The organism is Pseudomonas fluorescens (assembly GCF_000967965.1).
Classification (GTDB): domain Bacteria; phylum Pseudomonadota; class Gammaproteobacteria; order Pseudomonadales; family Pseudomonadaceae; genus Aquipseudomonas; species Aquipseudomonas grandcourensis.
The window spans coordinates 404,095-429,356 of record NZ_LACC01000002.1; the positions used below are offsets into that span (position 1 = coordinate 404,095).

23 protein-coding genes and 1 pseudogene are annotated in these 25,262 nt (G+C 59.7%); 13 read left to right on the forward strand and 11 right to left on the reverse strand.

All coding sequences use genetic code 11. The annotated features are described in order from the left end of the window. Positions 1 to 19 precede the first annotated feature (19 nt). From VC35_RS01770 to ahr, 6 genes are all read left to right on the forward strand, one after another. Entirely contained in the window at positions 20 to 1,162 is a 1,143-nt protein-coding gene (locus VC35_RS01770) for an ABC transporter substrate-binding protein (RefSeq protein WP_046037377.1), read from the forward strand. A gap of 31 nt (positions 1,163 to 1,193) precedes the next feature. Then, entirely contained in the window at positions 1,194 to 2,111 is a 918-nt protein-coding gene (locus VC35_RS01775; RefSeq protein ID WP_046037379.1) for an ABC transporter permease, read from the forward strand. A gap of 1 nt (position 2,112) precedes the next feature. Continuing rightward, a complete protein-coding gene (locus VC35_RS01780) occupies positions 2,113 to 2,940 on the forward strand; it encodes an ABC transporter permease (protein ID WP_046037380.1) in 828 nt (275 codons plus the stop codon). Further along, positions 2,933 to 4,405: an aldehyde dehydrogenase family protein gene (locus VC35_RS01785; RefSeq protein WP_046037382.1), complete on the forward strand. Its 1,473-nt coding sequence runs from the start codon at positions 2,933 to 2,935 to the stop codon at positions 4,403 to 4,405. The genes VC35_RS01780 and VC35_RS01785 overlap by 8 nt, the downstream gene beginning before the upstream one ends. Before the next feature lie 310 nt (positions 4,406 to 4,715). Continuing rightward, on the forward strand, positions 4,716 to 5,483 hold the full coding sequence (locus VC35_RS01790; RefSeq protein ID WP_046037385.1) for a metallophosphoesterase: 768 nt from the start codon (positions 4,716 to 4,718) through the stop codon (positions 5,481 to 5,483). Positions 5,484 to 5,610: 127 nt separating this feature from the next. After that, entirely contained in the window at positions 5,611 to 6,642 is a 1,032-nt protein-coding gene (ahr, locus tag VC35_RS01795; protein ID WP_046037386.1) for an NADPH-dependent aldehyde reductase Ahr, read from the forward strand. A gap of 54 nt (positions 6,643 to 6,696) precedes the next feature. On the opposite strand, the gene VC35_RS01800 is transcribed toward ahr, so the two are convergent. The 5 genes and pseudogenes from VC35_RS01800 to VC35_RS01820 all read right to left on the reverse strand — a co-directional run bounded on the left by VC35_RS01800 (position 6,697) and on the right by VC35_RS01820 (position 11,111). Beyond that, positions 6,697 to 8,247, reverse strand: a complete 1,551-nt coding sequence (locus tag VC35_RS01800; RefSeq protein WP_046037388.1) for an ArnT family glycosyltransferase — start codon at positions 8,245 to 8,247, stop codon at positions 6,697 to 6,699. 3 nt (positions 8,248 to 8,250) lie between these two features. Then, positions 8,251 to 8,529 (reverse strand): annotated as a pseudogene (locus VC35_RS01805) (lipid-A-disaccharide synthase N-terminal domain-containing protein). Continuing rightward, the gene (locus VC35_RS01810; protein ID WP_046037390.1) at positions 8,526 to 9,266 is read right to left on the reverse strand and encodes a glycosyltransferase family 2 protein; all 741 of its coding nucleotides are present in this window, start codon (positions 9,264 to 9,266) and stop codon (positions 8,526 to 8,528) included. The pseudogene VC35_RS01805 and the gene VC35_RS01810 overlap by 4 nt, the downstream one beginning before the upstream one ends. A gap of 47 nt (positions 9,267 to 9,313) precedes the next feature. Beyond that, a complete protein-coding gene (locus VC35_RS01815) occupies positions 9,314 to 10,291 on the reverse strand; it encodes an NAD-dependent epimerase (protein ID WP_046037391.1) in 978 nt (325 codons plus the stop codon). A 199-nt stretch (positions 10,292 to 10,490) separates the two neighbouring features. Continuing rightward, the gene (locus VC35_RS01820; RefSeq protein ID WP_046037392.1) at positions 10,491 to 11,111 is read right to left on the reverse strand and encodes a cell wall hydrolase; all 621 of its coding nucleotides are present in this window, start codon (positions 11,109 to 11,111) and stop codon (positions 10,491 to 10,493) included. Between the two features lie 142 nt (positions 11,112 to 11,253). On the opposite strand from VC35_RS01820, the gene VC35_RS01825 reads away from it, so the two are divergent. From VC35_RS01825 to VC35_RS01845, 5 genes are all read left to right on the forward strand, one after another. Beyond that, on the forward strand, positions 11,254 to 12,105 hold the full coding sequence (locus VC35_RS01825) for a CAP domain-containing protein (protein ID WP_046037393.1): 852 nt from the start codon (positions 11,254 to 11,256) through the stop codon (positions 12,103 to 12,105). A gap of 218 nt (positions 12,106 to 12,323) precedes the next feature. Further along, positions 12,324 to 13,814 carry a proline--tRNA ligase gene (gene proS / locus VC35_RS01830; protein WP_046037394.1) on the forward strand — a complete coding sequence of 497 codons (1,491 nt, stop codon included), beginning with the start codon at positions 12,324 to 12,326 and terminating at the stop codon, positions 13,812 to 13,814. 255 nt (positions 13,815 to 14,069) lie between these two features. After that, on the forward strand, positions 14,070 to 14,558 hold the full coding sequence (locus VC35_RS01835) for an Hcp family type VI secretion system effector (RefSeq protein WP_046037395.1): 489 nt from the start codon (positions 14,070 to 14,072) through the stop codon (positions 14,556 to 14,558). Positions 14,559 to 14,567: 9 nt separating this feature from the next. After that, the gene (locus VC35_RS01840) at positions 14,568 to 15,542 is read left to right on the forward strand and encodes a hypothetical protein (RefSeq protein ID WP_046037396.1); all 975 of its coding nucleotides are present in this window, start codon (positions 14,568 to 14,570) and stop codon (positions 15,540 to 15,542) included. Further along, positions 15,539 to 15,919, forward strand: coding sequence for a hypothetical protein (locus VC35_RS01845; protein ID WP_046037398.1), 381 nt, complete (start codon positions 15,539 to 15,541; stop codon positions 15,917 to 15,919). The genes VC35_RS01840 and VC35_RS01845 overlap by 4 nt, the downstream gene beginning before the upstream one ends. Positions 15,920 to 16,025: 106 nt before the next feature. Here VC35_RS01845 and VC35_RS28515 read toward each other — a convergent pair whose 3' ends face one another. The 4 genes from VC35_RS28515 to VC35_RS01860 form a co-directional block, all read right to left on the reverse strand. Further along, a complete protein-coding gene (locus VC35_RS28515; protein ID WP_080925231.1) occupies positions 16,026 to 16,181 on the reverse strand; it encodes a DUF2474 domain-containing protein in 156 nt (51 codons plus the stop codon). Then, positions 16,168 to 17,184: a cytochrome d ubiquinol oxidase subunit II gene (gene cydB, locus VC35_RS01850; RefSeq protein ID WP_046037400.1), complete on the reverse strand. Its 1,017-nt coding sequence runs from the start codon at positions 17,182 to 17,184 to the stop codon at positions 16,168 to 16,170. Before cydB ends, VC35_RS28515 begins: the two co-directional genes overlap by 14 nt. A 17-nt stretch (positions 17,185 to 17,201) precedes the next feature. Then, positions 17,202 to 18,623, reverse strand: coding sequence for a cytochrome ubiquinol oxidase subunit I (locus VC35_RS01855; protein ID WP_046037402.1), 1,422 nt, complete (start codon positions 18,621 to 18,623; stop codon positions 17,202 to 17,204). Between the two features lie 121 nt (positions 18,624 to 18,744). Then, positions 18,745 to 21,069, reverse strand: coding sequence for an FdhF/YdeP family oxidoreductase (locus VC35_RS01860; protein WP_046037403.1), 2,325 nt, complete (start codon positions 21,067 to 21,069; stop codon positions 18,745 to 18,747). 333 nt (positions 21,070 to 21,402) lie between these two features. Between VC35_RS01860 and moaA the strand changes: the two genes are divergently transcribed. Together moaA and VC35_RS01870 are read left to right on the forward strand one after the other, a co-directional pair. Beyond that, positions 21,403 to 22,401, forward strand: a complete 999-nt coding sequence (gene moaA / locus VC35_RS01865; RefSeq protein ID WP_046037404.1) for a GTP 3',8-cyclase MoaA — start codon at positions 21,403 to 21,405, stop codon at positions 22,399 to 22,401. 5 nt (positions 22,402 to 22,406) lie between these two features. Then, positions 22,407 to 23,306 (forward strand): bestrophin family protein, encoded by a 900-nt coding sequence (locus tag VC35_RS01870; RefSeq protein ID WP_046037405.1) that lies wholly within the window; start codon positions 22,407 to 22,409, stop codon positions 23,304 to 23,306. Positions 23,307 to 23,426: 120 nt separating this feature from the next. Here VC35_RS01870 and VC35_RS01875 read toward each other — a convergent pair whose 3' ends face one another. Both VC35_RS01875 and moaB read right to left on the reverse strand, forming a co-directional pair. Beyond that, positions 23,427 to 24,632 (reverse strand): molybdopterin molybdotransferase MoeA, encoded by a 1,206-nt coding sequence (locus VC35_RS01875; RefSeq protein ID WP_046037406.1) that lies wholly within the window; start codon positions 24,630 to 24,632, stop codon positions 23,427 to 23,429. Then, entirely contained in the window at positions 24,629 to 25,168 is a 540-nt protein-coding gene (gene moaB, locus VC35_RS01880; protein ID WP_007976036.1) for a molybdenum cofactor biosynthesis protein B, read from the reverse strand. The genes VC35_RS01875 and moaB overlap by 4 nt, the downstream gene beginning before the upstream one ends. Positions 25,169 to 25,262: the final 94 nt, after the last annotated feature.

A 25,262-nucleotide genomic window follows, 5' to 3' on the forward strand; every position in this document is an offset into this window, starting at 1 on the left:
ACCGGATGTGGAGCGTGCTATGGACCAGAAGACTTTTATAAAAACCCTGCGCAGCTGGCAGAACGGCTCGATCAGCCGCCGCGAGTTCCTTGGCCGCACGGGCCTTGGGATCGCTGCCGCCGTGGTCGCGACCAACATGCCCGGCCTGCTGACCTCCTCCGCCGAGGCCGCCGAACAGGCCAAGCTGGGTGATCGCCTGTCGCTGGCGACCTGGCCCAACTACCACAGCCAGGAAAACCTCGACACCTTCGGCAAGACCACCGGCGCCCGGGTGTCGATGAGCGTGTTCGGTTCCAACGAAGAAATGCTCGCCAAATTGCAGGCCGGCGGCAGTGGCTGGGACGTGCTGGTGCCGACCAACTACACCATCAGCACCTACGTCGGCCTGGGGCTGATCGAGCCGCTGGACCTGTCGCGCATCCCCAACTTCGATGCCTCGGCGTTCCAGCAGAAGTTCATGGCCCAGGGCACAGTGGACGGCAAGGTCTACGCGGTGCCGAAAAACTGGGGCACCACCGGCATGCTCTACGACGCCGGCAAGCTGAAGAACGGCCCCGCCAGCTGGAAGGAATTCTGGGCCGCCGCCCAAGGCCCGGCCAGCGGCCGCACGATGGTTCACGACTACCAGTTGACCGCCATCGGCAACGCGCTGAAAAGCTTCGGCTACAGCTTCAACTCCCTGGACCCGAAAGAACTGGCCGACGCGGAAAAGCTGCTGATCGAGGTCAAGCCGCACCTGTTCGCGATCAACTCCGACATTCAGCCGTCGATGCGCAGCGGCGATGCCTGGCTGGCGATGTCCTGGACCGGCGACGCCTCGCAACTGCACCGCGACAACGCGCAAATGCAGTTCGAACTGGGCAAGGAAGGTGGCGAACTGTGGAGCGACTTCTTCGCGATTCCCAAAAGCTCGGAGCACAAGGACGCCGCCTACGCCTTCATCAACTACCTGCTCGACCCGCAGCACAACAAGCTGGAAGTGCTGAGCCACGGCTACCCGAGCGGCGACAAGCGTGTCGACGCGCTGCTGCCGGTGGCGATGCTCGACGATCCGATCATGTACCCCGCCGCCGAGGCCCTGAGCCCGCTGGAGTTCGGTGCCGCCGCGACGCTGACCAGCCCGGCGCGCGCCGAACTGATGGCGCGTTTCAAGTCCGCCTGATCGCTTGACCATGGCCAATGAGGAGTCACCCATGAATGCCGCCGCCCACCCGCAAACGGTGCAGCCGGGCCATGCCCTGTCGGTCGAGGTTCGCCAACGGCGCAGCCTCGGCCGGCGCATCACCCTGCTGATGCTCTTGCCTTCGACCCTGTGGTTCCTGCTGCTGTTGTTGATGCCGCTGGTGATCATCCTGGTCTTCAGTTTCGGCGAGCGCAGCGCCGTGGGCGGTTACGCCGGTGGCTTCACCCTGGCCAACTACCTGAACCTCGGTTCTCGCGGCGCGGCGTTCAGCAATACGCTGATGCTGGCGCCGCTGGGCACCCTGGTGTGCCTGGTGGCGGCTTATCCGCTGGCGTATTTCCTCGCGGTCAAGGTCAGCAGGAACCGCTCGCTGTTGCTGACCCTGGTGATCGTGCCGTTCTGGACCAGTTTCCTGATCCGCACCTACGCCTGGATCTTCATCCTCAGCGGCAAGGGTATTCCGGCGCTGCTGGCCAGCCTCGGTCTTGAAGATGTGCGGCTGATCAACACGCCGTGGGCGGTGCTGATCGGCATTGTCTACGGCTACCTGCCGCTGATGGTGTTCCCGATCTACGTCAGCCTGGAAAAACTCGACAAGCGCCTGCTCGAAGCCTCGGCGGACCTGGGCGCCAGTGCCTTCGAAAGCTTTCGCCGGATCACCCTGCCACTGTCCGCGCCGGGGATCATCACCGGGGTGATGCTGGTGTTCATCCTGTTGATGGGCGAGTTCCTGATCCCGGCCATTCTCGGCGGCGGCAAGGTGTTCTTTGTCGGCAACGCGCTGGTCGACCTGTTCCTGCAATCGCGCAACTGGCCGTTCGGCAGTGCGCTGGCCATGACGTTGGTGGCGATGATGCTGCTGATCATCGGCGTGTACTTGAAACTGGTGGCGCGCTACGGCGGCCGCCCTGCCGACGGAGGCCTGTGACATGTGGCTGCGCAGCTATTCAACCTCGCTGTACCTGTTTCTCTACGCGCCGATTGCCTTGATCGTGCTGTTCAGCTTCAACGCCGGGCGCAGTGGCCTTACGTTCCAGTGCTGCTCGGTGCAGTGGTTCGGCACCGCGTTCGGTAACCCGTTCATCATGGAAGCCCTGGGCAACAGCGCGCTGATCGCTTTCAGTTCGGCAGTGATTGCCACGCTGTTCGGCACCCTGGCGGTGTTCGGCTTGCAGCGCTGCGGCGCCAAAGTGCGCCTGCTGTTCGATGCCCTGACCTATTGCGCGATCATCGTGCCGGGCATCGTCATCGGCATCTCGACGCTGATTGCGTTCATCAGCCTGTTCGACCTGATCAACCCGCTGCTGGCGAGTTGGTTGCCGACAGTGCCGAAGTTGAACATGGGCTTCTTTACGGTTATCGCCGCGCATTCGTTGTTCACCATGGCCCTGGTGATGGTGATCGTGCGCAGCCGTGTCGACTCGCTGGACAAGGCCTTGCTCGAAGCCTCGGCGGACCTGTACGCGCCACCGATGGACACCTTCTGGCGGGTAACCCTGCCGCAGATCAGCCCGGCAATCATGGCCGGGTTCCTGCTGGCGTTCACCTTCAGCTTCGACGATTTCATCATCGCGTTCTTCGTCGCCGGTTCCGAAACGACGCTGCCAATCTACATCTTTTCCTCCATCCGCCGCGGCGTGACGCCAGAGATCAACGCGATTTCCACGGTGATCATCTGCGTGTCGCTGGCCCTGCTGTTCACTTCCCGCCATCTGCAAAACCGCCGTACCGGCGTCCAGGAGTCGCACCATGCGTGATCAGCTCTACATCAACGGCGAATGGGTCAGCCCGGACCTGGGCGGCTATCTGGACGTGATCGACCCTGCCACCGAGCAAGTCTTCCACCGGGTCGCGGCAGGCACTGAAGAGGATGTCGACCATGCCGTGCGTGCGGCCCGTCGCGCCTTCGACAATGGCTGGGGCCAGACCAGCGGCGCCGAGCGCGGGCAATGGCTGGAGGCGCTGGCCGATGAACTGGAAAGTGGCCAGCAGGCGCTGGCGGAACTGGAAGTGCGCGACAACGGCAAACCCTTGCCCGAAGCGCAGTGGGACATTGGCGATGCGATTGGTTGCTTCCGTTACTACGCCGGTTTGGCCCGTGAACTGGACCAGCAACAGGATCAGCCTCTGGCCTTGCCGGACGCGCGTTTCCGCTGCCGCATCCGCCACGAACCGATTGGCGTGGCCGGGCAGATCATCCCCTGGAACTACCCGCTGCTGATGGCCGCGTGGAAGGTCGCGCCAGCCTTGGCCGCCGGGGCCACGGTGGTGTTGAAACCGTCCGAATTGACGCCGCTGACCGCCCTGGAACTGGCGGCCGCCGCGGATCGTATCGGTTTGCCCGCCGGGGTGTTGAACCTGGTCACCGGCCTCGGCGCCGACGCCGGCAGCCCCCTCACCGAACACCCGGGCGTGGACAAACTGGCCTTCACCGGCAGCGTGCCCACCGGCGCAAAAATCATGTCGGCGGCGGCGCGGGACATCAAGAACATCAGCCTGGAACTGGGCGGCAAGTCTGCGCTCATCGTGTTCGACGACGCCGATGTCGACGCCGCCGTGGAGTGGATTCTGTTCGGGATTTTCTGGAACCAGGGTCAGGTGTGCAGCGCGACTTCACGCCTGCTGGTGCAGGAAACCATCGCTCCGCGCCTGATCGAACGACTGGTGGAAGAAACCCGCAAGATCAGCATCGGCCCCGGTATGCAGCCCGGCGTTCTGCTCGGGCCGCTGGTCAGCCAGGGCCAATACGACAAGGTGCTCGGTTTCATCGACCAGGGCCTGGCCAGCGGCGCCCGTTTGCTCACCGGCGGACGGCGACCGGCGCACTTGCGCGAAGGTTACTTCGTCGAGCCGGCGATTTTCGACGAGCCCGGTCATAGCAGCATTCTGTGGCGTGAAGAAGTGTTCGGCCCGGTGCTGTGCATCAAGCGCTTCAAGACCGAAGAGCAAGCAGTACAAATGGCCAACGCCAGCCGCTTCGGCCTGGCTGCCGCCGTGATGAGCGCTGACTTGCAACGCACCGCCCGGGTCGCCAACCAGCTGCGCGCCGGCATCGTCTGGGTCAACTGCTCGCAACCGACCTTCGTCGAAGCACCCTGGGGCGGGATGAAACACAGCGGCATTGGCCGGGAGCTGGGGCAATGGGGGTTGCACAATTATCTTGAGGTCAAGCAGGTGACCGAGTACGTCAGCGACCAGCCGTGGGGGTGGTATTTGAAGTAAACAGCTCCCACAGGGATTGTGGCCGGCCGTGGGATTGGCGGTCACTGAAGCTCCCACAATGTTTTCTGCCATGCACCATCTCTGTGTGCACTGCAATTCCCTGTGGGAGCGAGCTTGCTCGCGATGACGGCATGACAGACACCCACAAAGTGACTGCCAGACCGCCATCGCGAGCAAGCTCGCTCCCACAATTGTACTGCGGCGTGGCGTAACTATTTGTGCGCCACCCGGTGCCCAGCAGGCTTGTGGCAACGGGTTATCAACGCGTAACTTGAATGACTTGCCCTTCAACACACGCCGGAGTTGATCCATGCGCATCGCCTTGCTGTCCGACATGCACCTGTCCGTCAACGCGATCCCCTTTCCCGTCGTGGATGCCGATATTGTGGTGCTCGCCGGGGACATCGCCCGGCCGCCCAAGGCCATCGAGTGGGCCAGTGCGTGCCCGGTTCCGTTGTTGTACGTGGCGGGTAATCACGAGTTTTATGGCAGTGACCTGGTCTCCACCTACGAGCAATTGAACAGTCTGGCGCAAGGTACGCAGATCCACATTCTGGAACGTTCGGAGTACGTCCACGACGGCGTGCGTTTTCTCGGCTGCACCTTGTGGTCTGACTATCGCCTTCTCGACAGCCCCGCGGATCGGGCGCTGGGCATCGATCTGGCGACCCAGCTGATCCGTGACTTCAGCCACATCAAAGTCGCCCCCGATTTCCCAGACCTGTTCACACCGGCCATTTCCCAGCTGGTGTTTCTGCAGACGGTCGCCTGGCTGCAAGACTGCTTCACCCGCGACAGCAGCACGCCTACGGTGGTGGTCTCCCATTTCGCCCCGACGCGGTCGAGCATCAGCCCGACCTTTGCCGGTTCGCCAATCAACTCAAGTTTTGTCTCGGACCTCGAAGCGCGGATCAAAGACTGGCAGCCGGCACTGTGGCTGCATGGCCACACCCATGGCAGCTTTGATTATCGGGTGGGCAACACCCGCGTGGTCTGCAACCCACGGGGCTATGCCAAGAATGGCATCAATGAAAATCCTGATTTCGATGATGCCTTCGTGATCGATCTGCAGATCTGAGGTAACACCGAAACCAACAGTCTCCAGGCGCGCACCCAATGGAACGCCCATGACCCGCTACACTTTCCTCGCTCCGCCGCTGCACCAAAGCGGCCAAGACCCCTGACTTCTGATCTGGAGGTATCCCATGAGCGACAGCAGCGAACTCACCACCTTTACCGGCTGGGCCGCCACCGCAGCGGGCGCACCACTGGAACCCTTTAGCTACGATCCCGGCCCGTTGGGAAGCGATGAGGTGGAAGTCGCCGTGGAATATTGCGGCGTCTGCCACTCCGACCAGTCGCTGATCGACAACGACTGGGGCATCAGCCACTACCCGTTCATTCCCGGCCACGAGGTGGTCGGCCGTATCGTGCGGTTGGGCGACCAGGTTCGCGGCCTGGAAATGGGGCAACGGGTGGGCATCGGTTGGTACAAGGGCAGCTGCATGCATTGCACATCGTGCATCGAAGGCTCGCATAACCTGTGTCGCACCGTGCAACCGACCATCATCGGCAGCAACGGAGGTTTTGCCGACCGCATTCGTTCGCACTGGGCCTGGGCCCTGCCGATCCCGACCGGGCTCGATCCGGCGATGGCCGGGCCGTTGTTCTGTGCCGGTTCGACCGTGTTCAACCCGCTGGTGGAATTCGGCATCAAGCCCACCGACCGGGTCGGCGTGGTGGGTATCGGCGGCCTCGGTCACCTGGCGCTACGCTTCCTCAACGCCTGGGGCTGCGAAGTCACGGCGTTCACCTCATCGCTGAGCAAGCAGGACGAAGCCAAGCGCCTGGGCGCGCACAAGGTGGTCGCCTCGACCGATACCGATGCGCTCAATGCCATTGCCGGCACCCTGGACTTTCTCCTGGTCACCGCCAACGCCAACCTCGACTGGACCGCCATGCTCGCCACCCTGCGCGGCAAGGGTCGCCTGCACTTTGTCGGCGTCGTGCCCGATGCCATACCGGTGCACGTATTCAACCTGATTCCCCAGCAAAAAGTCTTGTCCGCCTCGCCGGTCGGCTCACCGGCCAACACCGCGATGATGCTGGAGTTCTGCGCCCGCCATCAGATCCTGCCGCAGGTCGAGATGTTTCCCATGAGCCGGATCAATGAAGCCATCGATCATTTGCGCAGCGGCAAGGCACGCTACCGCGTGGTGCTGGATGCCAGTCAGTGACAGGCGACGAACGAAGAGAAAGGGCCGCTTGTTCAAGCGGCCCTTTTTTTGCCCTCAGGGATTAGCCACCTGCGCCGGCGGTGCTGGCATATGCGGGTCATTCCAGGTGAACCGATAGGCTTTGCCGGCCTCTTGCGGCAGGCATTTGCCGTTGTCGGCATCCGCGCCCACGATCGACCAGTTCGCCCGGGAGTTTTCCCCCAGTTCACGGGCCGTTTCGGGTTTGAAGCACTGGTTCAGTACGTCATCCGGCACCAAAGCGTAGGCCTTGGGGTGTTCGCGCAGATACTGCGCAGCCTTCTCGATGGAGGAGTAATCCATGCCGAAATGCACGATCGGTTGACGGGCAAACAACCAGTGCCCTTCCTCCCAATTGACCAGCACCAGATCGGCGCCTTGGGTCATGGTCGCAGCCTGCGCCATGAGCACCTGATCAATGTTGGTGCCTTCCTTGAGCGGTTCGATGAAACCACGGGCGAACCACAGCGCGAACCAGGTCGCTACCAGTGCCGGGAACACCCGGCGCAAACGCGGGTGGCGTTTGAACCAGCGCTTGAGCAGCCACGGGATCAACGGCGCGGCGACCAGCACCAGACCAGGCAGCGCCGGGTAGATGTACAACTTGCGCTTGCCCGTGCTGATGCAGAAAAACAGCACCACCAGCACCACCCAACCGAGCAAGACCAACACCCGGCCATCTCGTTTTTGCAACTGCCGGCGCCAGGCCGGCACCAGCCATGGCAGCACCAGCACCAACGGCAGCCAGTACTGCGGAATCACGTTGGTGAAGAAATACCAGAACGGTTCGCGGTGATGCCACGCAGCGGCATAGCGGCCTGCGGTCTGGTGCAGGAGGATCTCCCGCGCATAAGCCACTTCGTCGGCGCTGCCATTGACGATGATGGACAAGGCCAGGGGCAACAGCCAGATCGCGATGGCGCCAAGCATCAGCGCAAACCCGAGCAACCACTTGCGCGCCTCGCCGGGCATGGCCACCACGCCGGGCCAGCCTTTGCGCACCGCATAGGCGTAAGGAATCAGCAACAGCGCCGGCAGGAAACCCACGCCTTTGGTGATCACGCCAATGCCCATGGCCGCACAACCCGCGTAAAACCAGCGCCACGCAGGTCCCAGCAGCAGGTGCCGCGCCAGACCGTACAGGCCCAGGGAGGTGAACAGAATCAAAAGGCTGTCGATCTGCCCGGTGCGCAAAATGCTGTAGGTCTGGTAGGTCGCCAGGTACAACAACGCGGCGTTGCGCCCGGTACGCTGGGTCCACAGGCGACGGCCCAGGTCATAGACCATCGCCGTGACCGTCACCGCCGAAAACAGCCCCGGGATATACAGGGCGATGTTGGGCTTGCCGGTCAACCAGGTGAAGAACGCCACCGTCCACATGAAAATCGGCGGCTTGTCGCCATAGATTTCGGCGGCCCGGTGCGGGATCAGCCACGAGCCGTTCTGCAGCATCTCCAGTGCGACGCCGAGGAAACGCTCTTCGTCCACATTCTGTGCCTGGCGCAGGCCCATGCCCGCGCCGATCAGCAACAGGGCAAGCAGCATCAGGCCCAGGCACTCGACCCTGGGCGACAACGATCTACGCATTACTTATTCCTTTACGCTTCTGCTTTTGGCAATCAATTGCAGGTTGCGGAAATAGACGATGGAGCCAAAGGCCTGCCCGGCGATGAACACCGGGTCCTGGCGGTAGATGGCGTAGGCAAGCAACAAGGTGCTGCCGACGATGCTCAGGTACCAGAAGTTGGTCGGGATCACGCTGCGTTTCTTGTACTAGCTGTACAACCACTGCAAGACAAACCGCCCGGTAAAGGCAACCTGCCCGGCAAAGCCGACCAGCAGCCACAGGGTTTCACGAGACAACATCATCCTTCGAGCTCCTGGGCGTGAGTATTCAGGCGCGTGCGCTTGATCAGCCACCAGACACCGATCAAATCGAGAATGCCGACCAGCGCGCGGTCGATGTTGCCGTATTTCGAGACCCCGGCCGTGCGCGGCCGGTGGTTGACCGGGTGCACGATCATGCGCCCGTTATGGCGCTGGATCAGCGCCGGAATGTAGCGATGCATGTGGTCGAAGTACGGCAGGCGCAAGAACGCCGCGCGCTCGATCAGCTTCAGGCCGCAACCGGTGTCCGGGGTGGCGTCCTTGAGCAGGCGGCGGCGCAGGTTGTTGGCGAACCGCGAGGCGTAGCGTTTGCTTGCGGTGTCGCGGCGATTGACCCGATGCCCGGCGACCAGTTGCACATCGACCTTGCCCGGTTCGCCGCGCACCAGCGCCAGCATGCCGGGAATGTCCGCCGGGTCGTTCTGGCCGTCGCCATCGAGGGTCGCCAGCCACTGCCCGCGAGCCTCACGGGCCGCGTGGTACAGCGAGGTGCTCTGCCCCAGCGATCGCTCGTGATGCAGGATACGCAAGGTGTTCAAGCCGTTTTGGCGAATCTGCCGCAGTTCCTGCAGGGTCGAATCAGTGCTGCCATCGTCGACCACGATGATTTCGTACGATTCAGCGGCCAATGCGACGCGGATTTCCTCAAGCAACGGCTTGAGGTTGTTCGCTTCGTTTTTGGCGGGAATCAGTACGGATACAAAAATGTCTTGGCTCATGGGTCTCTCTCGCCCTTTTTGATTTTTCGAGATCAGAGGCGAACGCTTCAAATCTGATAGAACTGCCGATACCACTTCACAAATTCTCTTACACCAGTTTCGAGCGTCACCTGCGGGCTGAAGCCCACCCACTCGGCCAGTGCCGAGACATCGGCCCAGGTCTTGACCACGTCACCGGCCTGCATCGGCAGATAATTGCGCCTGGCTTGCAGATCCAGGGCTGATTCCAGGCACTCGACGAAATCCAGCAACGCCACCGGCATGCCACGCCCGATGTTGAAGAGCCTGTTTACACCGGCGGCGGAGCCTTCCGGCACCGGTGGCTTTGGGCGTAGTCGTGCGATACCTTCGACAATGTCGTCGACGTAGGTAAAGTCGCGGGACATCTGCCCCTGGTTGTAAATATCGATGGGCAGGTCTTTGAGGATGGCGTCGGTGAACTTGAACAGCGCCATGTCCGGGCGGCCCCACGGACCGTAGACGGTAAAAAAGCGCAGGCCACTGGCTTTCAAGCCATACAAATGGCAATAACTTTCGGCCAGCAGTTCATTGGAGCGCTTGGTGGCGGCGTACAACGAAACGGGATGTTCGACAGGATCCTCGACACTGAACGGCATCTTGCTGTTGGTACCGTACACCGAGCTGCTCGAGGCGTAGATCAGGTGCTCGGGGCGATGGTGTCGACAGGCTTCGAGCACATTGAGGAAACCCACCAGGTTCGATTGCCCATAGACATCCGGGTTGTCCAGCGAGTAACGCACCCCGGCCTGAGCAGCCAGGTGCACCACCTCGGTAAAAGCGTGTTCTCGAAACAGGCTCATCAGGGCCGGTTTATCGACGATGTCCATTTTCCGGAAGCGAAAACCCGGCAAAGTCTCCAGCACCTTGAGGCGTGCCTGCTTGAGTTCCACGTCGTAGTAGTCGTTGAGGTTGTCGATACCGACGACCTCCTGCCCCTCGCGGCACAAGCGCTGGACCGTATGAAAACCGATGAAACCGGCCGCACCGGTGACCAGGACGGTCATAGAGCGTACGCCAGCGAATGCGCCGTGATCGGCGCGAGATTACTGATCCAGACCCTCGTCAGCTTCATGTGTAGTTCCTGCTTATCGCGTCATTCGCGCACGGTTTCGTTATGAAGCTTATAAAACAGAAACATTTCAGTTTCGATAACACCTCGCACAACCACAGCAAAAAAAAAATATTTGGCCGAAAAAGCCGCTATTACCTGGCCGATCCGTCATGAGGTTTGTAAAAACGGAACAAGCCGATATCCACGGTCCTGATGTATTCCCTGGCCCAATCCGGCTTGACGGTACGATCATGGAAATAAAGGGCACCCTGGGTGCGGTCCGGCAGTTCCTTGTTCAGGGCCTTGCGCGCGATTTCCTTGGCCATCGCGTAAGGCACCTCTTCCTGGACCGAATCGGATTTGCCGTCGCACCACCAGGAAAACTGGCAACTCCTGGTCTCCGAACCCTGCTTGACCACTTTGCACACCGTGTCCGGAAAGCCTTCGTGGCCCAGGCGATTCATGACCACATTGGCCACCGCTTCCATGTCAGCGGCGTCCTTGCCCTTGGCTTCCCAGTAAATGGACCGGGCCAGGCACGTGATCGCATCGTCCAGCGGCGCGGCACCCGCCGGGTCGACGGCCTGGACTTCGGACGGGGTAATGGCTTCGGCCTTGGGCGCCGCTGCGGGGCTTTTATTCTCGGCGGCTTTCTGTTCCAGCACCTCGGCCTTGTTCTCGGCCGCTTGCTGCTTTTGCGCTTGATCCGTAGCGGACACCGGGCCGGCAAGCAACGTGAGAGCGAGGCAGGTGGCGATCCAGTCGAGGCGCATGGTCGGTGTCACTCGGTGAGTGGTTCGATTCAGTCTAGTAGTGAAATGATTTCGCCCACCCCACTACACTCTGGATAAATCCGTTGTCTTAGATCGGCCAACTTCGCGCATCATGGGCGCAATCTGCTCAAGGGGGATTTTCATGGGTTTCATTTCATCCGCAATGCGTTTGGTCGGTGTGTCACTGGGCCTGGTATTCGCCGCCAACGCCTTGGCGGCCGACGAAGCGCAATTGATCGAATCGATCAACGTCTACCGCAGCCAACTGCAGCGCTGCGCCGGCCAGGTTTCATCGGAGCTTCCGCCGCTGTCGGCCGACCCACGCCTGGTGCTGACCGCCTCGAGCATCGGTAATCTGCAGCAGGCCATGGCCACTGCGGGTTATCCCATGAAGAATGTGCAAGCCATCAGCCTGTCCGGGCCTCGCGATGCCGCCTCGGCGATGAAGGCGATCCAGGAGAGTTTTTGCCAGATCGTCCTCGACCCGCAATTCGTCGATGTCGGCGTCAGCCGCCAGGACAATCAGTGGCGCATCGTCGTGGCGCGGCCACTGCTGAGTTCACACTTGGGCGACTGGCAGACCGAGGGCCAGAAGCTGCTCATCGAACTCAACGCCGCACGGGCCAAGCCGCGTCAATGCGGCACCCAGTCTTTCAATGCGACCGCGCCGCTGGCCTGGAACGCCACGCTGGCCACCGCCGCCGAAGGCAACTCGCGCTCCATGGCCAACAACAACTACTTCGATCACAAGGACCGCGATGGCCGCACCCCGGGCGACCGCGCAGAACTGGCCGGCTACAACTTCCAGCAGATCGGCGAAAACATCGCCGCCGGGCAGGACAGCGTCCGCAAGGTGGTCGAAGGCTGGCTGGTCAGCCCTGGCCACTGCGCCAACCTGATGAACCCGCAGTTCCGCGAACTGGGCGCGGCGTATGCGACCGATCCGAAGAGCGATGCGGGGATTTACTGGACGGCGATGTTTGGGGCTCAGTGAGTGCCATAGCCCCCGAAGCGATTGCATTGGGGGCTATTTGTGGTCGACGAACACGTCGAAGAGCGGAGTAACTTTACAAAAAGAAAGATCCTTCTGAAGGAAATTTCTGAAATATGAAAAACCACACATGAAGTCTTGAAATTTCAAAGCTCAATAAATATACCTACCCCTTACGACACCATTTCGAATAACAATTTCGACTTCAAAGCAAGGGTCCTATGAAAAACGCAATATCACCTACAAGAAATGAAAACTTTTCTGACTGGTATCAACAAGTGATTACCCAGTCGGAAATGGCTGAGAACTCTCCAGTTCGAGGTTGCATGGTTATCCGTCCTTGGGGGTATGGCATATGGGAGCAAATTCAACGAGAACTTGATAAGAAAATCAAAGACACAGGACATTCAAACGCATATTTTCCACTTTTGATTCCATTATCCTTTCTTCAAAAAGAAGCCGAGCATGTTGAAGGCTTTGCCAAAGAGTGCGCAGTTGTAACTCATCACCGCCTCGAAAAATCAACGGATGGAGCGCTTACTCCCGCTGGAACACTAGAAGAACCGTTGATCATCAGGCCCACCAGTGAAACGGTCATCGGTGCATCCTTTTCACGATGGGTACAAAGCTATCGGGATCTGCCTTTGCTTATCAATCAATGGGCGAACGTACTGCGCTGGGAAATGCGTCCCCGGATTTTCCTGCGCTCATCGGAGTTCCTATGGCAGGAAGGTCACACCGTTCACGCAACTCATGATGAGGCCTTGGTCGAAACGCTAAAGATGTTGGATATCTATGAGCGCTTTACTACCGAGCACCTGGCCATACCAGTAATCAAGGGCGAAAAGTGCTCTTGGGAACGTTTTCCGGGCGCCGTCAGCACCTACACCATTGAAGCGATGATGCAAGACGGCAAGGCCCTGCAAGCAGGTACTTCTCATTTTTTAGGCCAGAACTTCGCACAGAGTTCAGACATCCGCTTCGTGAACAAAGAAGGGATAAAAGAACTGGCATGGACCACGTCTTGGGGAGTATCCACGCGACTGATCGGCGCGATGATCATGGCCCATGGTGACGATGATGGACTAGTACTCCCGCCCCTCGTGGCACCGACGCAGGTCGTCATTATCCCGATCGTGCGCAACGAACAGAATGCAGATGCCATTCATGACTACTGCAAAAAACTGCAAAAGCAAATTTGTCGGAAAAAACTGAAAGGGCAAAACCTTCGGGCCAGTGTTGATTGGCGGGACATGAACAGTGGCGAAAAAAAGTGGTACCACATCAAGCGTGGCGTCCCTGTCCGGATCGAGATTGGCATAAAGGAACTGGAGCAAAATGTGGTGTCCTATTCCTGTCGAAACAACTGCAAAATCCTCCTGAAACTTGACACTGAAGATTTAGTTAATAACATCTCGAAAACACTGGCAACCCTTCAAAAAGACATGTTAGAGGCGGCACAGAAGAGATTGTCCGACAACACCACAACGGTCACTACTCTGGACGAATTCAAAAAGCACTTCAAACAGAACGCAAAACTTAGCGCCTTTGTTCTCGCCCCCTTCAGCGAAGACAAAAAAGTTGAAAAAGCCATCGGAGAACTTGGAGTAACTGTTCGCTGTATTCCGCTAAAACAACCTGAAATCTCCGCAACCTGTTTATTCACCGGCCGAAAAACGAACATGTGGGCACTTTATGCAAAGTCATATTGATCCCTGGCCACCTACAGCCCCGCTATTGCGGAGTTTTCAAATTGTACGGTATCGGGCGTGAACTCGAGGAGGGCGATGATGAGCAGCGCTTTATCGGCCCTCAGGAAAAGAACGTACCTGGACCGGATCATCTGATGCGGTTAGTAGGTTTGATCCCTACTTCCCACCCTGCGGAACCGTCACAAAAAATAGCTGTCATATCCGCTCATCGTCAGATTTTTCATCTGTACGACTGACTACCAAGGAGAGGTACACATGGCTTTTGACGGTTATATTCAGATCGCTGAGATTCCTGGTGAAGCGCTGGATGAGAAATACAGCAAGTGGATTGAAATCATCGGCTATAACTTCGGCGTCAATCAAAGCACCTCCGCAACCGCCAGCTCATCAGGCGGCGCGTCATCCGGTCGCACTACCTTGACCAATTTCACCTTCACAAAATACCTGGACAGCGCCAGTTGCAAACTGATGGAAGCCAGTTGTGCAGGCCAGCATCTCAAAGAAGTGAAGCTCGTGCTCTGCCGGGCAGGCACAGACAAAATCAAGTATTACGAAGTTGTGCTGGAAGAAGTCATCATCGCTGACTACGCCCAAAGTGCGAGCTCCGGGGTGCCCATTGAAATAGTACAGCTCAACTACGGCCGCATAAAAACCACGTACATTCAGCAGAAACGCAGCGATGGCGCAGCTGGCGGCAACGTGACCGGAGGATGGGACCGAATCGGCAATAAGAAATATTCGTGAGGCAAGGACATGGCCGAAGCTCGATCGTTCATCAATTCCAGAACACAGACTTTTGACTCCCTTAAAGCGAATACTGCGCTTTCTGGAAACTCAAAGGCCAAGTTCAATATCCTCAACGCCCATATCGCAGGCAGCATTGTCCTCGCGGGTGAGCTTGTCATCGTTGGCGACTCCTCCACCCCATCCTGTACCAGCCAGGAAGCCTACCTGATGGCCAAAGCCAGCGAGGTGCACACTGCTTTACTGGCCAACGGCGCGGGGGCTGACGACTTTTTCCTGGAAAATTTCGAACTCCTGCAACAAATGATCTCCTTTACATCTATGGGGATTGGCGCCACGAGTGATGGCTGGAGCAAACATCTCGAATCCGTTAAAGCTACGCTTCAGGACATTGAAAAGCTTTATCGGGAACATGCGGGCTCTGGCACGATGACAAACCGTGACGCCTTCTATACAAAAAGAACAACGCTATTCATGAAGCTTGAGAAGCAGCTTGGCAACATAGCGTCATTCGGATCAGGTCTGCGCAATGAAGGCTCAATCAAAAGACTTCTCGGTCTTTCAACGAACAGCTATATACATAACGGAGAAATCGCGGGTTACGCTGACAAGGTGTCTGGTGTCGCAAACGCGGCCAAATGGATCAAAAGAGGAACCTATATTGGTACTGCGCTTGAAGTAGGCTCTACCGGGCTGTCGATTCATAAAGCTTGTACGGTGGGCCGCGAAGAACAGTGCAGGAAAGCAAAGTATGTTGAAGGAAGCTCGTTAGTGGGCAGTTTGGGTGGAGCGAGTGCTGGCGGGTATCTCGGTGGCATTGCGGTCACTGGCGGTTGCGTATTGGTATTAGGCATTACAACAGGCCCTGGTGCGCTGGTCTGTGGTGTGGTTGGAGGTGCCGCTGGTGGATGGGCAGGAGGGGAAACAGGAAAATGGGCCGGTGAGCAATTTGGCGAGTTTCTTTACGGCGAGGTGACAAAATGACAAGCATCCCAATAGGTTTGATTGCCGGATTGATACTGGTGCCGATGATACTGACTTGTTTCGCTGTCGCCTTCATCGCACACAAATACGTTGACGCAATCGAAGAACGTCTACCCAATTGCTCTTTTGTAAAAACCACCAAAGACGCATTTTCGGCTGGCGGCCTGGTCGGCAAGGTCATGCGCGGTGGCGCTATTGCCATGGTATTGATGATGCCCGCGCTCAGCGCTCGAAGGGGCGTTATTGATGCCAGCGAAGTGAAAGGCCTTCCAAGGCACTACAAGAACCTTTTGATAATTCCGGTGATTATTTTGTTCGTTTTGTTTTTTTCCCTGATCGCACTCAGGGTTTCAGCCTACTTCATAGAGAGCCATTGAAAAAGACTAAAGAATCAAGTCCGTTTTGGAGAAAATCACACCGCTTATCCAACAAAGAACCCGAAGCCCTGTCATGGGCTCCGGGTTTCATTTTTCGCAGTGAGCCTCAGTGGCTACTCATCCCGGCCGCATGCATCAACATCCGCAATGCCCCCGCCGCCACACCCAAGGCAACCACGCTGCCCAGCCAGATTACCACCAGCCATCCCAGGCGCTTGTACCAGCGCGCGGGTGCCGTTTGATTCGTATCAATGGTAGCCATCGCCAATCCTCACTTTGCCGCGGAACACGTAGTAGCTCCAGACCGTGTACATCAGAATGATCGGCAGAATGAACAGCGCCCCGATCAGGATGAACAGCTGGCTGGTCGGCGGTGACGCCGCTGCCCACAGGCTGATCGACGGCGGCACGATGTTCGGCCAGATGCTGAATGCCAGGCCGATGTAGCCCAGGAACACCAGCATCAGGGTGAAGGCGAACGGCCAATGGGTGTGGCGTTGGCGCAGGGTCTTGAGCAAGCCGAACATCGCCAGCAAGGCCAGTATCGCCAGGCCACCGAACACCGCCAGGTGCGCATGGGCGAACCAGCGGGTGGCGATTTCCGGATGCAGGATCGGCGTCCACACGCAGATCACGCCGATTACCGCCAACAGCAGCCAGGCCAGGGGCCGGGTGAACAGGCGCATGCGCGATTCGAGCATGCCTTCGGTCTTGACCAGCAACCAGGTGCTGCCGAGCAGCGCATAAGCGACGATCAGACCGACTCCGCAGAACAACGGAAACGGTGCCAGCCAGTCCAGCGAACCACCGGCGAACTGGCGGTCGACCACCGGGATGCCGGCAATGTAAGTACCAATCACCACGCCCTGGGAGAAGGTCGCCAGCAGCGAACCGCCGATGAACGCCATGTCCCAGACATGCCGCTTTTCAGGGCTGGCCTTGAAACGGAACTCGAACGCCACACCGCGGAAGATCAAGCCGCACAACATCAGGATCAGCGGCAGGTACAACGCCTCCAGAATCACCGAATAGGCCAGCGGGAATGCGCCATACAACGCCGCGCCGCCCAGCACCAGCCAGGTCTCGTTACCGTCCCAGACCGGTGCCACGGTGTTCATCATCACATCGCGCTCCTTCGCATCCGGGATCAGCGGAAACAGAATGCCCAACCCCAGGTCGAAGCCGTCCATGATCACGTACATCATCACGCCGAAGGCGATGATCACGCCCCAGATCAGCGATAAATCGATACCTTGAATACCCATGACTCAACTCCCTTCCTTCAATTGACGCGGGCGTCGGTTTCGAGGATTTCAGCGTCGGCGGACAGCGGCCGGCGCGGTGTGATGACCTGATCGGAATGCCCGTCGACGGCATGCCCGTGATGCGGCTGCGGCCCTTTGCCGACCAGTTTCATCATGTAGCCGATGCCCACCGTGAACACCGAGAAATAGATCACCACGAACAGCGCCAGCGAGATGCTCAACTGCGCGACACTGTGATTCGACGCGGCATCGGTGGTGCGCAGCAGGCCATACACCACCCACGGCTGGCGCCCGACTTCGGTGGTGATCCACCCGGCCAGCATGGCGATCAGGCCACTTGGCCCCATCCACAACATCAGGCGCAGGAACCAGCGATTGCGGTAGATGGCGCCGCTGCGGCGCAGGGCAAGGCCGAGCACGCCAGCCAGCACCATCAACATGCCCAGCCCGGCCATGACGCGGAAACTCCAGAAGACCACTGTCGCATTCGGCCGGTCCTCTTTCGGGAAGCTTTTGAGCGCCGGGATCTGCTTGTCGAGGCTGTGGGTCAGGATCAGGCTGCCGAGGTACGGAATCTCGATGGCATATTTGGTCTTCTCGGCCCGCATGTCGGGGATGCCGAACAGCACCAGCGGCGTGGCTTCATTGCCGTTGTTTTCCCAGTGCCCTTCGATAGCCGCGATCTTCGCCGGTTGATGTTCCAGGGTGTTCAAGCCGTGGGCGTCACCGACCACCGCCTGGATCGGCGCGACGATCAAGGCCATCCACAACGCCATCGACAGCATCTTGCGCACCTGTTTGGTGTCGTTGCCGCGCAGCAGGTGCCACGCCGCCGACGAGCCGACAAAGAAGGCGGTGGCCACGAACGCGGCAATCGCCATGTGCGCAAGGCGGTACGGGAACGACGGGTTGAACACGATGGCCAGCCAGTCCAGCGGCATCACCCGACCGTCGACGATCTCGAAGCCCTGGGGCGTTTGCATCCAGCTGTTGGAGGCGAGAATCCAGAAGGTCGAAATAAGCGTGCCGATAGCGACCATGACCGTCGAGAAGAAGTGCAAGCCGCGCCCTACCCGGTTCCAGCCGAACAGCATGACCCCGAGGAAACCGGCCTCGAGGAAGAACGCCGTGAGCACTTCATAGGTCAGCAAGGGCCCGGTGATGCTGCCGGCGAAATTGGAGAAGCGGCTCCAGTTGGTGCCGAACTCATAGGCCATGACCAGCCCCGAGACCACGCCCATGCCGAAGTTGACGGCGAAGATCTTCGACCAGAAATGGTAGAGATCGCGGTAGGTGTCGTTGTGGGTCTTCAGCCAAAGCCCTTCGAGCACCGCCAGGAAACTGGCCAGTCCGATGGTGATGGCAGGGAAGATGATGTGGAACGAAACCGTGAACGCGAATTGCATGCGCGCCAGGTCCAGTGCCTCCAGGTTAAACATGTCGATATCCTCATTGCGGCTGAAAAACGGCGGCACACGGCCGGGCCACCGTCAGGCCGGGGGGCCTGCAGCCAACACAAGTCGAAAGGGTTACGCGAGCGGCATCGGGCCGCCCCCGGTGTCAGGCGGCGGAAGTCGAAATCAGGTTGCTGGCCTTCGCCTGTTCCAGCCGGATGGCGATGAACTTGGAAGTCGGGGTGAAGGTGCGGTCACCGTAACTTTCCAGCGGCACCAGCGGGTTGGTCTCGGGGTAGTACGCCGCCGCCTGACCGGCAGGAATGTCGTAGGCGATCAGGGTGAAACCGCTGACCCGACGCTCGCGTTCGTCGTCCCACAGTGCCACCAGGTCGACCTTCTGCCCAGGTTCAAAGCCCAGCCGGCGAATGTCCTGCTCGTTGGCGAACACTACGTCGCGCATGCCGTACACCCCGCGATAGCGGTCATCCAGGCCGTACAGCGTGGTGTTGTACTGATCGTGGGAGCGCATGGTCTGCAGGATCAGGTGCGGCTTGACCGCCAGGTTGCGCACGCCCTCGCTGATCAGGTGCTCCGGCAACACGCTCGGGGTGAACTGAGCCTTGCCGCTGGCGGTTTTCCAGATGCGCTTGGCCGCATCATTGGGCATGTGGAAACCGCCCGGATGCAGCAAGCGCCGGTTGAAATCCTCGAAGCCGGGAATGGTGTCGGCAATCATGTTGCGGATGCGGCCGTAGTCGCCGATGGCCCAGTTCCAGTCGATCGGGTGCTTGCCCAGGGTCGCGGCGGCGATGCCGGCAATGATCGCAGGCTCCGAGCGCAGGTGTTTTGACTTCGGCTTCAGTTGCCCGTGGGAGATATGGATCATGCTGAAGGTGTCTTCCACGGTCACGCCTTGCGGCCCTTCGGCCTGAATGTCGATGTCGGTGCGACCCAGGCACGGCAGGATCAGCGCTTCACGGCCGGTGACCAGATGGCTGCGGTTGAGCTTGGTGGCGATGTGCACGGTGAGGTCGCATTTGCGCAACGCGGCGTGGGTGCGCGGCGTGTCGGGGGTGGCCTGGGCGAAGTTGCCGCCCAGGGCGATAAACACTTTCGAACGTCCCTGCTCCATCGCGCCGATCGCCATCACGGTGTTGTGACCATGCTCGCGCGGCGGCTTGAAGGAGAAGCGTTTTTCCAGGGCATCGAGCAAATCCGCAGGCGCCAGTTCGTTGATGCCCATGGTGCGGTCGCCCTGCACGTTACTGTGACCGCGCACCGGCGACAGCCCCGCGCCGGGACGGCCAACGTTGCCGCGCAGCAGCATCAGGTTGATGACTTCCTGCAGCGTCGGCACCGAATGCGTGTGCTGGGTCAGGCCCATCGCCCAGCACATGATCACCCGCTTGGACCGGGCGTACATGCGGGCGGCGAGTTCGATGTCAGCCAGAGTCATCCCCGACTGCTGCTCGATGTGCTCCCAACTGGTGGCGTCGACTTCGCCCAGGTAGGTACCCATTCCCGAGGTGTGTTCGGCGATGAACGCATGGTCGAACACCGGCTCGCCGCCGCTGACCTGAGCTTCGCGCTCCCACTGCAACAGGAACTTGACCATGCCGCGCATGACCGCCATGTCACCACCCAGTGCCGGGCGGAAGTACGCGGTGTTGGTGGGCTCGGAGCCGTTCAGCAGCATTTCGATCGGGTGCTGTGGATGCTGGAAGCGCTCCAGACCACGCTCCTTGAGCGGGTTGATGCAGATCACCTGCGCACCGCGCTTGACCGCTTCGCGCAAGGGTTCAAGCATCCGCGGGTGGTTGGTGCCGGGGTTCTGGCCGATGACGAAGATCGCGTCGGCATGTTCCAGGTCGTCAAACACCACGGTGCCTTTGCCCACGCCAAGGCTTTCGATCATGCTCACCGCGCTGGCTTCGTGGCACATGTTCGAGCAGTCCGGGAAGTTGTTGGTGCCGTAGGCCCGGACGAACAGTTGATAGAGATAGGCGGCCTCGTTGCTGGCCCGGCCCGAGGTGTAGAACTCGGCCTGATCCGGCGATTCCAGCGCATTGAGGTGCCGGGCAATCGTCGCGAACGCTTCGTCCCAGGTGGTTTCCACGTAACGGTCGGTGGCCGCGTCATAACGCATCGGGTGGGTCAGGCGGCCCTGATACTCCAGCCAGTAATCGCTCTGCTCGGCCAGCGCCGAGACGCTGTATTTGTTGAAGAAGGCCGGGTCGACCAAACGCCCCGTGGCTTCCCAGTTAACCGCCTTGGCGCCGTTCTCGCAGAACTTGACCATGCCGTTTTCCGGCGACTCGCCCCAGGCGCAACCGGGGCAGTCGAACCCGCCATTCTGGTTGGTCTTGAGCATGGCGCGAATGTTCTTCAGCGCGTTTTCACTGCCCAGCCAGTTTTTGGTAACAGCGATCAGCGCACCCCAACCAGCGGCGGCACCTTTATAGGGTTTGTAGCGGTCGACTTGAGACATGGTACTTCTCCGTGACAATGCACACAGGCTTCGACCTGATTCAGGTCATTGTTCGATTTGCGGAGAAAGCATATGAATGTCGTTTAATTATTGTCTAATCGCTATTTATGACCACATTATCGAAACGCTCTATCACGGATTTTTTACCTTTATTTTCAATGACTTAAAATCAATCAAAGTTCTTTTAATCACGAAAAAAAGTTCATCATAGATCCGCTCGATCAGCCGGTCATCAATAGTGATTGGACGCCCGTTGAAGTTGCTCTTAGCCTGCGCTCAACAAGTCCGTCAGTGACGGAAACCTCATACAAAAAAGCGCCAAGCGAGGGTGTCATGTCAGAACGAGTCTTGATCGATGGCTTCTCCCGGCGCGTGGACTATCTGCGGATGTCGGTCACCGACCGCTGCGATTTCCGTTGCGTATATTGCATGGCCGAGGACATGCAGTTTCTGCCGCGCCAACGGGTGCTGACTCTGGAAGAGATTTACCAGATTGCCGAAAGCTTCGTGGCGCTGGGCACCCGCAAGATCCGCCTGACCGGGGGCGAGCCGTTGATCCGTCCGGGCGTGGTGCAACTGTGCGAGAAGATCGCCGCCCTGCCCGGCCTGCGTGAACTGTGCATGACCACCAACGGTTCGCAGCTGGCCAGACTGGCCGAGCCGTTGTTCGATGCCGGGGTCAAGCGCCTCAACATCAGCCTCGATTGCCTGGACCCGCAACGTTTTCGCGAACTGACCCGCACCGGTGACCTGGCGCAGGTGATCAAGGGCATCGACGCCGCCAACCAGGCCGGATTTCGCAACACCAAGCTCAATTGCGTGGTGATGAAGGGCCGCAACGACCATGAGATCAATGATCTGGTGAGCTTCGCCATCGACCGTAACCTCGACATCTCCTTCATCGAAGAAATGCCGTTGGGCACCATCGATGAACACAGCCGCGCCGAATCGTTTTTCGCAAGCAGCCAGGTCCGCGAACGCATCGCCGAACGCTACACTTTGATTGATTCCGCCGAGTCGACCCAGGGTCCGTCGCGCTACTGGCGCCTGGCCGAGGCGCCGCAGATTCGCCTGGGGTTCATCTCGCCCCACAGCCACAACTTTTGCGGCACCTGCAATCGGGTGCGGCTGACCGTGGAAGGACGTCTGCTGCTGTGCCTGGGCAATGAGCACTCAGTGGATCTCAAGGCTGTCTTGCGCAGCCATCCCGGACAGCCCGAACGCCTGGAAAAAGCCATTATCGAGGCGATGAAACTCAAGCCTTATCGACACAACTTCGAAGTGAACGACGATGTTCAGGTTGTTCGCTTCATGAACATGACGGGCGGCTGAAACCCATGATCGTGAGACCCAAACCCAACCTGATCGGCGTGCTGACGTCCCTCAAGGGTTCGATTGCCAAACGCATCGCCTGGCGCAGCCTGATGGTGACGCTGCTCGCCTCGGCCATCGTACTCATCGAAACCCTGCACCCCAGTTACTTTTCCAAGGTCAGTGCCACGCCCTTCACGCTGCTGGGTTTGTCGTTGTCGATCTTCATGAGCTTTCGCAACAACGCCTGCTACGACCGCTGGTATGAAGCGCGCAAGGCCTGGGGCGATGTGATTGTGGAAGTCCGCTCGATGATTCGTGAAACCCTGGTGATCAAGGACACGGCTGAACGCCACACGATCCTCAGCAACCTCTGCGGCTTCGCCCATGCCCTCAACGCGCGCCTGCGCCAGGAAAACGAAATGGCCGCCAGTGGCGACTGGCTGCACCCGATGCCCAAGGGCAACTCCACGGACATCAGCGGGCAGATCCTGATGCAGGTCGGTCAGCAGTGCTCGACACTCAACGAGTCCGGGGCGATCAACGACTGGCGCTACACGCTCATGGCCAACCATCTCGCCAGCCTGACCCATGCCCAGGCCGTCTGTGAACGGATCAAGAACACCCCGCTCCCCTTCCCCTACACCCTGTTGCTGCACCGCACCATCTACCTGTTCTGCATCCTCTTGCCGTTTGCCATGGCCGAACCCCTGGGCTGGCTGACACCGATTTTCACCGCGATTGTCAGCTACACCTTTTTCGGCCTGGATGCGATTGCCGACGAACTGGAAGACCCGTTCGGCCGCGACGAAAACGACCTGCCCACCGACGCCATCGTGCGCAACATCGAGCGCGATGTGCTGGCGGCGCTGGGCGTGACGGAGTTGCCGCCACAGCTGGAGCCGGTGGATTTTGTGTTGAACTGATATTCAGGACAAACGCAAAACCTGTAGGAGCGAGCCTGCTCGCGATAGCGGTCTGTCTGCCAACATCTCTGTTGAATGTGCCGGCTTTTCGCGAGCAGGCTCGCTCCCACAGGGGCGGTGTCAGAACAGCTCGCTGAAGGGTATGAACCGCGCCATGTCGCCCATTTCCAGGGTGCAGCCTTCCGGCACCTCAACCAGCCCATCGGCCCAGGATACCCCCAACAAAACGCCTGAGCTCTGGTTCGGATAGAGCACCGCGTGACCGGCTTCGAGTTTCACCCGCAGGTACTCGCGGCGGCTTCCGGGTTTGGGCCAGGTAAAACCGACACTCACCGGAAAGCTCAAAGGCTCGACGTCTTCGACACCCTGAATCCGCAACAGGTAAACCCGCGCCAACAGGCCGAAAGTGACCAGCGCCGATGTCGGATTGCCCGGCAGGCCAATCACCGGCACGCGGCCGAAGTGGCCCACGGTCAATGGCTTGCCGGGTTTGATCGAGAGTTTCCACAGCAACGGCTTGCCGCACTCGCGCAGCACCTGGCCGAGGCAGTCGGCGTCACCGGCGGACACGCCGCCCGTGCTGAGCATCAGGTCCGCCGTGTGTTGCAGCTGTTCGAGCTTGAGCCGAGTCTGCCGTGGCTCATCGGGGAGAATGCCGGCATCGATGACCTCGCAACCCAACGCACTCAACCAATGGCTCAACAAGGTTCGGTTGCTGTTGTAGATGCTGCCGGGCTTGAGTGGCGTGCCCGGCTCGACCAGTTCATCGCCGGTGGACAACAACGCCACCCGTGGTCGCCGCACGACCTGCACATGGGTGCAGCCCTGCGCCGCCGCGACCGCCAATTCGAACGGGCCGAGGCGCTTGCCGGCGCGCAGCAGCACATCGCCGACGCGGTTCTCCTGGCCTTGCGGTCGGATGTTGCTGCCCGCGCTCAGGGGCTGTATGAAGCGGATACGTCCGTCATCCAGCACCTCGGTGTTCTCCTGCATCTCCACGCAGTTGGCACCCTGCGGAACCGGTGCGCCGGTGAAAATCCGCGCGCAGGTTCCGGGTGCCAGGGCTTCGGGGGCGTGACCGGCAAATACCTGCTGCGACACGCTCAGCGGTACCCCGCCCCAACCGTCGACATTCAGGGCATAGCCGTCCATGGCGCTGTTCGGCCACGGCGGCAGATCGAGGCTCGCCACCAGGTCAGTGGCCATCACCCGTTGCCTGGCGGCACTCAGAGGCACCGCTTCACTGTCTTCAATCCACTGCGCCTCGGCCATGGTCAGCAGCCGGTCGATGGCTTGCTCTACCGACATCAGCGGTGAAGTGCTCATCCCCGCGTCCCGCAGGCTTGCACCGGCTTGAGGTGCGGTACGAAATTGCACGGCCGGTGGCGCGCGTCGAGTTGCTCGGCAAGGATGCCTTCCCAGGCGGTGCGGCAGGCACCCGTGGAGCCCGGCAGGCAGCAGACCAGCGTGCCATTGGCCAGCCCGGCCAGTGCCCGGCTCTGCACCGTGGAGGTGCCGATGTCGAGGATCGAAATCGCCCGGAACAGCTCACCGAAGCCATCGATCTGCTTATCCAGCAAACAGGCCACTGCCTCGGGTGTGCTGTCGCGGCCGGTGAAGCCGGTGCCGCCGGTGATCAGCACCACCTGGATGCCGTCGTCGGCAATCCAGTTCGCCACCTGCGCGCGGATCTTGTACAGGTCGTCCTTGAGCAGGTTGCGCTCGCTGAGGGTGTGGCCGGCTTCCAGCAAACGGCTGACGAGTAATTGGCCGGAGGTGTCATTGGCATATTCACGGGTATCGCTAACGGTCAGCACGGCAATATTCAGGGGTATAAACAATGCATCCGGTTTGACGCTCATGGAGTTCTCCGGCAGATATAATTTAAATGACTTCCGAAGACTAATTCGATAAATAAAGCCGTGTCTAATCACTCTAAGGAAACTCTGAAAAAGA

Excerpts from the sequence above, each read along its gene's own strand:
- VC35_RS01770 (WP_046037377.1), top strand. The coding sequence starts at position 20 with ATGGACCAGAAGACTTTTATAAAAACCCTGCGCAGCTGGCAGAACGGC.
- VC35_RS01775 (WP_046037379.1), top strand. The coding sequence starts at position 1,194 with ATGAATGCCGCCGCCCACCCGCAAACGGTGCAGCCGGGCCATGCCCTG.
- VC35_RS01780 (WP_046037380.1), top strand. The coding sequence starts at position 2,113 with ATGTGGCTGCGCAGCTATTCAACCTCGCTGTACCTGTTTCTCTACGCG.
- VC35_RS01785 (WP_046037382.1), top strand. The coding sequence starts at position 2,933 with ATGCGTGATCAGCTCTACATCAACGGCGAATGGGTCAGCCCGGACCTG.
- VC35_RS01790 (WP_046037385.1), top strand. The coding sequence starts at position 4,716 with ATGCGCATCGCCTTGCTGTCCGACATGCACCTGTCCGTCAACGCGATC.
- ahr (WP_046037386.1), top strand. The coding sequence starts at position 5,611 with ATGAGCGACAGCAGCGAACTCACCACCTTTACCGGCTGGGCCGCCACC.
- VC35_RS01800 (WP_046037388.1), bottom strand. The coding sequence starts at position 8,247 with ATGCGTAGATCGTTGTCGCCCAGGGTCGAGTGCCTGGGCCTGATGCTG.
- VC35_RS01810 (WP_046037390.1), bottom strand. The coding sequence starts at position 9,266 with ATGAGCCAAGACATTTTTGTATCCGTACTGATTCCCGCCAAAAACGAA.
- VC35_RS01815 (WP_046037391.1), bottom strand. The coding sequence starts at position 10,291 with ATGACCGTCCTGGTCACCGGTGCGGCCGGTTTCATCGGTTTTCATACG.
- VC35_RS01820 (WP_046037392.1), bottom strand. The coding sequence starts at position 11,111 with ATGCGCCTCGACTGGATCGCCACCTGCCTCGCTCTCACGTTGCTTGCC.
- VC35_RS01825 (WP_046037393.1), top strand. The coding sequence starts at position 11,254 with ATGGGTTTCATTTCATCCGCAATGCGTTTGGTCGGTGTGTCACTGGGC.
- proS (WP_046037394.1), top strand. The coding sequence starts at position 12,324 with ATGAAAAACGCAATATCACCTACAAGAAATGAAAACTTTTCTGACTGG.
- VC35_RS01835 (WP_046037395.1), top strand. The coding sequence starts at position 14,070 with ATGGCTTTTGACGGTTATATTCAGATCGCTGAGATTCCTGGTGAAGCG.
- VC35_RS01840 (WP_046037396.1), top strand. The coding sequence starts at position 14,568 with ATGGCCGAAGCTCGATCGTTCATCAATTCCAGAACACAGACTTTTGAC.
- VC35_RS01845 (WP_046037398.1), top strand. The coding sequence starts at position 15,539 with ATGACAAGCATCCCAATAGGTTTGATTGCCGGATTGATACTGGTGCCG.
- VC35_RS28515 (WP_080925231.1), bottom strand. The coding sequence starts at position 16,181 with ATGGCTACCATTGATACGAATCAAACGGCACCCGCGCGCTGGTACAAG.
- cydB (WP_046037400.1), bottom strand. The coding sequence starts at position 17,184 with ATGGGTATTCAAGGTATCGATTTATCGCTGATCTGGGGCGTGATCATC.
- VC35_RS01855 (WP_046037402.1), bottom strand. The coding sequence starts at position 18,623 with ATGTTTAACCTGGAGGCACTGGACCTGGCGCGCATGCAATTCGCGTTC.
- VC35_RS01860 (WP_046037403.1), bottom strand. The coding sequence starts at position 21,069 with ATGTCTCAAGTCGACCGCTACAAACCCTATAAAGGTGCCGCCGCTGGT.
- moaA (WP_046037404.1), top strand. The coding sequence starts at position 21,403 with ATGTCAGAACGAGTCTTGATCGATGGCTTCTCCCGGCGCGTGGACTAT.
- VC35_RS01870 (WP_046037405.1), top strand. The coding sequence starts at position 22,407 with ATGATCGTGAGACCCAAACCCAACCTGATCGGCGTGCTGACGTCCCTC.
- VC35_RS01875 (WP_046037406.1), bottom strand. The coding sequence starts at position 24,632 with ATGAGCACTTCACCGCTGATGTCGGTAGAGCAAGCCATCGACCGGCTG.
- moaB (WP_007976036.1), bottom strand. The coding sequence starts at position 25,168 with ATGAGCGTCAAACCGGATGCATTGTTTATACCCCTGAATATTGCCGTG.